General features: G+C 37.8%; 8 protein-coding genes. 2 read left to right on the forward strand and 6 right to left on the reverse strand.

Annotated elements, in window-relative coordinates; genetic code table 11:
* Positions 1-374: 374 nt before the first annotated feature.
* From DYY65_RS10375 to DYY65_RS10385, 3 genes are all read right to left on the reverse strand, one after another.
* Positions 375-521 (reverse strand): hypothetical protein, encoded by a 147-nt coding sequence (locus DYY65_RS10375; RefSeq protein WP_162477890.1) that lies wholly within the window; start codon positions 519-521, stop codon positions 375-377.
* 604 nt (positions 522-1125) lie between these two features.
* On the reverse strand, positions 1126-1362 hold the full coding sequence (locus DYY65_RS10380; protein WP_162477891.1) for a hypothetical protein: 237 nt from the start codon (positions 1360-1362) through the stop codon (positions 1126-1128).
* A 1449-nt stretch (positions 1363-2811) separates the two neighbouring features.
* Positions 2812-3111, reverse strand: coding sequence for a hypothetical protein (locus DYY65_RS10385; RefSeq protein WP_162477892.1), 300 nt, complete (start codon positions 3109-3111; stop codon positions 2812-2814).
* A gap of 322 nt (positions 3112-3433) precedes the next feature.
* Between DYY65_RS10385 and DYY65_RS10390 the strand changes: the two genes are divergently transcribed.
* Positions 3434-4126 (forward strand): hypothetical protein, encoded by a 693-nt coding sequence (locus DYY65_RS10390; protein ID WP_162477893.1) that lies wholly within the window; start codon positions 3434-3436, stop codon positions 4124-4126.
* A gap of 1114 nt (positions 4127-5240) precedes the next feature.
* On the opposite strand, the gene DYY65_RS10395 is transcribed toward DYY65_RS10390, so the two are convergent.
* The 3 genes from DYY65_RS10395 to DYY65_RS10405 form a co-directional block, all read right to left on the reverse strand.
* Complete coding sequence (locus DYY65_RS10395) at positions 5241-5510, reverse strand: hypothetical protein (protein ID WP_162477894.1); 270 nt, start codon at positions 5508-5510, stop codon at positions 5241-5243.
* Positions 5511-6228: 718 nt separating this feature from the next.
* Positions 6229-6573, reverse strand: coding sequence for a hypothetical protein (locus DYY65_RS10400; RefSeq protein ID WP_162477895.1), 345 nt, complete (start codon positions 6571-6573; stop codon positions 6229-6231).
* A gap of 113 nt (positions 6574-6686) precedes the next feature.
* Entirely contained in the window at positions 6687-7583 is an 897-nt protein-coding gene (locus DYY65_RS10405) for a hypothetical protein (protein ID WP_162477896.1), read from the reverse strand.
* Positions 7584-7835: 252 nt separating this feature from the next.
* Between DYY65_RS10405 and DYY65_RS10410 the strand changes: the two genes are divergently transcribed.
* Positions 7836-8495, forward strand: a 660-nt coding sequence (locus DYY65_RS10410) for a polysaccharide deacetylase family protein (RefSeq protein ID WP_162477897.1), incomplete at its 3' end; no start/stop codon positions are given.

Below are 8495 nucleotides of genomic sequence, written 5' to 3' on the forward strand. Positions count from 1 at the left end.
AAGAAAAAGAAGAACCATGGCAGGAGCTAGCATTCTTGGATGATACGTTTAACAGAAGCTAAAGCATGGCATATGTGTATGTGTATATACGCACCAAGGCACTTGTCTTATCGAAATAGTAACTATGTCAGAATGTCTTAAGAGGTATGGATGTTTCACTACATTCTGAGCACATTTGATTATGGATCTTAACCAACCATCCCATTCATACGTATAATCAAAGCCAAGAACTGTGTTGGCGTAATCTTCCCCTTTGAATACAAGATCAGAATCAGCTTTGACGAGTCTCTGCGAGCTCCAGGCCTAGGTAACAAACAAACGCTATGCGAGTAAACTAACATGAATAAAATATAATTTTACCAGGTGTCAGCTGACTAGGATAATTGCATATCATCGAGTGCAAATGCTTCTAAAGTACAGTCAAGTCCCACTCCAGATATCTCTGAAATAAGAATATAGTTGATGTCTGTCAGCGTTTGCATATTGGGATGATGGAATTTCCATTCATACTTATATCCCAATTCTAACTATTAATTCTCCCTTATAATAAAATTTACGCTTCATTCCGGCTCATATACAAAAGATGACTACCAGCGAACGAGAGCAATTTTCTGTTTGTTTGAACATTTGCTTAATAGCAAACAGTGGTTTTAAAGTACTATGCAACTGGCAGAAACACCAGCTGGTAAGCGCTCTAGTTGGTGAAACAAGTTCAGCATCTATCGTTGGAGTAAAAGAGTCTAAAAGACATGACTCTACTAGGTGTAATGATATGCATTCTCCAATATATTCAAATTTATCTGAGATTAATTGGCAAATCTTAACTACAATACGCACACTATGGAATTAACTCTTCTATACTATAGCAACGATCGCTGAATGCACTAAAAACAGTTCTTCGTGTCCCAATCATCAATTAGCCGATAAAAATACTGCCATAGCACGAAAAAACTGCGAATGTATCTTCCCGTCTGAGCAACAATTTGTAAGTAGATACGAGAATTGTATATTGGCAAATTAGCTTATTAATTTGGTTCGGCATTGTATTACCTCTTCAAAGACGTACTTGGCGGACTTTTAGCGATTTGTCGTCATGACCTTATTCACTAGGCAATCCGTATATTCTCAGAAATCAAAGTTTGAAATCATATCATCCCGAGAAATATTAAGGTAGACATCTTTTTCATCAAAATGATCAACTTTCGAATTTGGAACTATAAATTCGTGAGACTTTACGATATAACCCTCTATTATCACTATTTTGTCGCCATAAACCGCGACTAAATTTCCACAATCCTTATCATCACTGCTTTTAACCGCCTTTCTCGACTCCGCTAATTTATCCCACTCTAGCGAATTCATACTAGAAATTGTATCATAAGTTATATAAGTAGATCAACCATAATCTGAAAGAATAATTTGAACTTTCAGATTATAGTTCTGAATCATGAGAGGCGCCTGCCTGGTATCGAAATAAATACCGCATAATCCTCAAATGCGAAATACATCAAGAACCCTTCTAAAGAGAGAAAATGAATTTACGATATGCTTTTGCACGAGGCAATATATCACTAGGTCCATCTGAGCACAAACAGTTAACTTATCCTTAGTAAAGCGTGATAGATAACCTCCTTTATAGCCGAGACTTGCAAAAGAAGCGAAAGAACAAACAATCAATTCGCTTTATCAAAAGTCAAATTATCTGTAAAACGATCCTGTCAAATTAGTTCTAACCGCAGTCGATACTTCCAAGATACAACATGTCGATATTGAGGGCGATAACTACAGTAGTAAAAGTAGTATAGGAATAACTGCTGAAGGTGTCGCATATTGGCCTGTCAACAGGAATGATCCCTGCAGCTAATCTCCAGTTGTTTGGGTACGATTGAACCGGCAGGTTTCACAATCTCATGTTAAAGAAATCAAGAACGCTCAGGAAAATCCCTCGTGCTGGACCAAATTGAATCAGTTGTTAGAATTTAGAAATTTAATTTTGCTTTATTGCCTCATCCAATTTGACGACTTTCAAGATATTGACATTGGGTTAAGAAGTAGAAACGAGGAATTATGTGAACCTGTTCTACAGATGTTTTTAATGCCAAGCGTAAAATCAAAAAGGAAATAGCATCTATGCTTAAATATTTTCTGAAGCCCAAGTGTGAGAGAAGAGAGGACATTAGACGCTTATCTCATATGTGTTCTCAAAAAAATATTTTTGGAAGATAATGTGAATTAAGCATCGCATTTCTTACAAAGAAAAATATCTCACACGCAAAGTCAACATTAAATGGCAAACCCCCTTTATTAGCTGCTGAATATATTATTACAACTGCGGCATACCCATAACGGCAACAATCCCAACACAGACATGCTATAACTAGCTCATAGGCTATACATCAGGTTATAGTAGCAGTCTGTCCCCCCTTTCTTTGCTATCCTACCACATTATTTTTTTCACTCATTCTCTGGCCTACCTAGTAGCATTAGCCGCCACTTGGCTTTAATACTCCTTAGACATGGCCCAGTTCCCATGGGATAATTACAACACGGACATAACCTTGAGTCAGGCCTAATGAATATACTACAAACCTGGCAGCGTTTAGCGCCAGTTGCAAATTTACCTGCAGTTTTATATCTAGTACGAGTGCTCATACGGATCACACTATATCACTTTATTTGACTAAGTATCGGAGTATACCTAGCCAAACCACTAGCCATTCCTTGCGTTTTATTAATGAGGGCCGCATTGAAAAGCAGGGAAAAATACGTTCACGATTCGCAGCAGTATGGGTAAAACCTAAGATCTAATTGTCAAAGCTTCTGTCCAATAAAGCCCGTCTTTCTATAGTCAGCTATGAACTCATGCGAAATGAATATCACTAATTCTGATTTAATTCTGCCACTATTATTCTTCTTGTGTTGTGAACAGTTGCCTTCAAGTCTCTTTATGGGTTTGTTCTTTTGTCCTCCCCGTAGCATAGCAGCTAATGCTTGATGCCTCACATTGTGGACAAATGTGTCGTCATCACTTGTACTCGTTGGGAGTAATATTGGCACAAGTGCTTCACATTTTAGAGCAAAATGTGTCTTTACGATTTGTCCTTTTTCCAAAATGCGTCTTTTCGGTTAAAACCAAAAGCTTGTTCAAGACCCACACAGGCCTCGTTTATTGAGACCATGTTGTGCAAATGCCTTCTTCACATACACTGTCAATAGGAGTTTGCCTCTACAGTCATCGCTAGGAAAGTTGATCATAGAGAAATGTTTATACACTAAAAGATTATCTGAAAATTGATTTGATCTGGCAAGAGAAAATCAAATATACGATAGGAAGATATTAGGATACTTCATTTGTGCAATTATTTTTGCAATTATAGCTGCCAATTCAGTAATAATTTTCTCAAATTCACACAACAAACCATCGGTTACATATGTGATACTAAATGTAACAGCAGCTGTCGCTTCGTGTCTAGGCATAATAGTAGTCTGTCTTTATGGCATCCACGGAGCCCATGGTAGATCATATCTACTATTAACACTAGGTATCATTTCTTGGTTCGCCGCTGACCTGACCCTTGCCTATTACTATTTTGTATTGGGTATAGAAGAAGAAGTACGTGTATCTGCTACAGATTTTTTGTGGTTTATAGGATATCTATTCCTTGCGGCGCATTTGTTTACTGTGCTTAAGCTCATTCGAAGTAGGATCAAATTTGTGACTATCATTATAACTTCTATACTTTCAATGTTGTTTATCACCTACATTGCACTTGACCTGTCTAATTCAACACGATCTTTTGTAATAGATGATTATACAGCTTTTGTGGTTACTGTTGCCTATCCAATTTTAGATTTAATGTTGTTTCTTCCCTCAATGATAATATTGATTAGCATACGAAAGGATGATTTACAATCTATTCCATGGATCATTTTATCTCTCTCTCTATTAATTAATGCTGTTGCAGATGAGGCATACGTAATTGATTACGTGAAAGGTCATCTGCACAATTTACTGTTTTGGAATATATTCTATGTCACAGATTTCATAATTATGACAGGTGCACTATTTTGGTATTATAAGTTTCATGTCTCGCCTGGACGGAATAAAATGAAAGTTATTGGCTAACACTTGACCATTGACTAGTAATTGGTACTTTTACCGCTAATTTTAAGCCGCTACTTCCGCTGATTCCACTAGAGTATACGTCTTGGACTGTGCTTACTCCTATAAAAGGCGTCGAACAATTGATACGGTTGATTAAAAAGCATGAGACTTGCAAAAGGTGTCCACACATCCCTTATTGTCCCTCCAAATGGGGGTTGCAATTTCTATCTCAAGATTAAATCAGCGGTACTTCCATTGAACTCAGTCGTTTACTAAACAAGTCCAAGTAAAAGTGCAATTACACCACCAACATCGCACGGATTATGCCTTGCTACTCATTCATGCAACCCAAGCTTTCCAAAACGCTTTAGGTTGTAAATCATAATACCGGCTATTTGGAAGAATTGAGATGAAAAGGAATAACGAAAATTCTTCAATCATACTTAGCTCCAAAAACTGCGTCTCTCGTCATTTTCACATTAGGGTTTTATAGATTATTGTATACACGATGACCTTTTTTTGAAGATTCTTGAATAATCCTATAAAGGAATCGCGCACATCAGAAGCATGTATTATTTATTAAGGAATTCTTATATAATTCCGAACCAAACTCTTTTTAAGTTTAGAATACGCTCATTTAGCGTGAAGATCTCTTATCATTGTATTCCTTGCAAAAGAGAATTTGATAGCATGGAATCTGCAAGCGATCACGTTAGATCCACCAAGCATGAGGTGATGGAAGAGCGACCAGGAACTTGGATTTAGAAATTATAGTGTTGCTTTCCTTTTTGCAGCTGCGATTATGATTTTGGCAACATATTCCTCAATTCCTAGTTTACTAGCAACAGATCCCGCGTTGGATTGAAGAAGAGAATCGAAGTCATATTTCTTGTCGTATAACTATTGTTTCAAACGATCCGCGATATCCAAGTAATAGATTTCAAGTTGAGAGAAAATATGCTTCATTGCCAATGCAACGCTGTCATCTGCAATTTACTCTGAATAAGATGTAACAATTGCTTCCAATTTTAAGTTTGCCGGTAATACATGCTCAATTTTGAATATAACAGTTTGCTATATAGAATTTTTAGTCCAGATGGTATTTTTTAATGTACCAAAATTTTAATGATAATAATTATTGTTTCGAAAATTCTAATGAAACTCCTTGCAATGGATCATAATCGAATGTGTATGTTTCATCAAAGGATATTGGCATTGATTCTAATTCAGAATTCATGCATTCCGGACATGAGTGGGGGTATCTATCGGTGCTATTAAGGAATGATGCACACCAGAAGCATGATTTACACATCAAAAAATTTCTTTCAGAAGAGATAATGTGCTCCTGTTCAAATTGTATCTTCTTTTTTAGCATGTCATAATAAAAATTTTTCACAGCTGCCATTCTCCTATAGAGAGTGTGACTACACTATTAAAGTGTTACAGTACATATGTCGAATAACAACGGGCATGAACGAATGATGCGAGTTCTGAAACCTGCATCCTCCAGCTTCAAAAGCAAAGGAGCTCTGTCGTAGGATATATTTTCCGTATGGCCCTTCATAAGAGCAGCGTGAAATGCTGCTAATTCTGAAGATTCAATTCCTAAACTAGTGATTTTGTTAATAAAGGAATTATTTCTTTACATCCGCGATTGTTCTTCAATATCCTTTCTCTTCATCCAACTGATTTTATCCGGCCCAAGTCTTTGAGAATTTTTATGATGGAGGTATATGTGGCTCATACCATTTGATTAATCCTTAGTAGAACTGAAACATGATTATGTATGAACTCCACGGATAAACCATACTTCTCCAACTCTTTATCCGAATTCTCGTACTGATTGGAGGAATTCTCGTACTGATTGGAGGTGTGAATCGATTTTCTTCTGTTCTAAAATTGTGTCGGCTATTTCAATTCTTCTCATGTTTTTGCGTCCCATTTAGCTGCTGTCTTACGTGATCTGCCATCTTATTTAGTGGAATGGATATTGATAATCGCGTGATTTGACTTGCTATTGGAACCGAGGAGAAGAAGAAGAAACCTATTATATACAGTGCTCTTGGTGGAAGGATTTTTTTTGAAAAAAGGGTATGGAATTATATCCAATACCCTTCAGTAAATCACTTAGGTCCAGTTAATATCGCGTCACCGGGATCTCTTTTTAATTCCTGCGCAGGAGTATCCTTATCCTTTATTAACATGTCGCCGGGATCTCTTTTAAGTTCATCAGCGGTAATATTTAGCAATAAGTCACCGGGATCTTTTTTTAACTCCTGCGCTGGAGTACCTTTATCATTCAATAACAAGTCACCGGGATCTCTTTTAAGTTCAGCAGCTGTCATATTTTGACCTGTTGAAGCTTGCGGCTGCGCTTGAACACTCTTATGCGTAATCGTTAAGCTTAGGACGGAGATTACTGCTATCAAGCCAACGCCGCGAATTATATTTTTGTACAATGGTTTCATTAGTCACGATTAGAAATGCAACTATATATGGTTTTATGATCTTGGATAAACGTTGAAAAAAGAACCAGTTCTGCTGGTTCCACTATTACAAGTTTTCTCTCAACGAATTGATTTTATCTTACATGTAGGTTGAAACACTTGGTCCCTATTGCTACGTTACAACCTGAATGTGTATGACCACCATTCAACGCTACACCTCCTTCGTTAGCGTTACTGCCTGAACCTGTCGCAATACCGCCATTGGTTCCATTGCTGTTTTTTGTGCCGTCCTGACCGTTAGCAGTGCCTCCGTTTATCGCAAGACCACCATTACCTCCGTTACCACAATTAGTTCCACTGCAAGTGGCTCCATTACCGCCGTTGGCTGAGCCTCGTATAGCAAAACCGCCACTACCTCCGTTACCATTAACTGAATTATCTGAATTATCAGAGTTTAGGTTACCACCTGCCCCACCATTGGCTGAGCCTTGAATTGAAGTGCCCCCATTACCTCCGTTACCATTAACTGAATTTCGGATATTATCAAAATTTGTGCTGCCACCAGCTCCGCCATCAGAGGTGCCACCGCTAATGGCAGTGCCCCCATTACCTCCGTTACCATTAACCGAAGTACCGAAATTCTGTGAGTTGTTAGAGCCACCAGTTCCGCCATTTGATGAGCTGCCGCTAGTTGCAGTACCGCCACTACCCCCATTCCCGTTTATCGAAGCGCCAGAATTACCAGTATTAGAAGATCCACCAGTTGCTCCATTGGCTGTACTTTCCTGAACTGCAGTGCCGCCACTACCCCCATTCCCATTAATGGTACTTTCAAAATTAGGAGAATTATTCAAGCCACCAGTTCCTCCCTTAGCTGAGCTAGTGGAGTCCGCATTACCGTTCAACCCATTCTGCCCATCTATAGGAGATGCGTAGGCCTTTTGCTCAAAAGAAATTTCAGAAATATAAGGCACCATAATAGTTAAAGCAAGTCCTAGTAGAATTGTTATGAGGGATGTACTCTTGATCATCAGCTAGAAGATACTTACTTGCCAGAGATACTTAAGTTTTTTCCTATGAATACATTTAATACTAGAAGATAATTCATATATGTCCTAACTGATACTCGACTCGGCCTTATTTGGACTGGAACAACTATCGTTGCACATATACCTCATACCCTCAAACCCTTACTCCTAAGACTCACTAAATATGAAAAGTAGAATACGTTCATATAATATATCTACAAAAGGGTCATGAGCCTTGTAGTGAGGACATCGTAGTTGGCCAGAATTAACAGTACTCAAATCAGTAGTTTTATTGGTTTTACTTTTCTGGTCCTCTTGGTCTCAATTTCTGTCAGTGGCCTTTCTCGTAATCCTATCTTATTATTGGCCAGTAGCCACAAACTTGGTGTTCATGATACCTTTAAACATAAGGCCGGAGGAAAGAGTCAACACCTCCACCATCATAGTATTTCTGGTACAGACTCAAGATCAACAATAGATAAAACTGTCAGTAGTAATTCTAATATTAATACAGGCAACAAAACCGACAAGATTATAATCCTTACATTTGGAGATACTAAAAAGAGCCAATTTACAATAGCTAAACCAATTCTAGATCAGTATGGATTTAAAGCGAGCTTTTTCATTACATGCAGTTATGCTAATGATCGAGATCCACGATATCATCTGAATTGGAACCAAATATTAGCACTACAACAAGATGGACAGGACATTGAATCTAAGGGTATGACTCCAATTGATTTGAACAATATATCTTCTAGTGCTCTAAATTATCAGATAGGCGGTTCTAAACAGTGCTTAGAAAGTCACGGAATCAAGTCACCTAATTGGTTTGCAGCAAAATATGGAGATGTATGGAATAATGCAACAGTAATAAATGCAATATCAAAATATTATCAATTTGCAGACGATGGA

The organism is Nitrososphaera sp. AFS, assembly GCF_009898475.1.
In the GTDB taxonomy this organism is placed as follows: domain Archaea; phylum Thermoproteota; class Nitrososphaeria; order Nitrososphaerales; family Nitrososphaeraceae; genus Nitrosopolaris.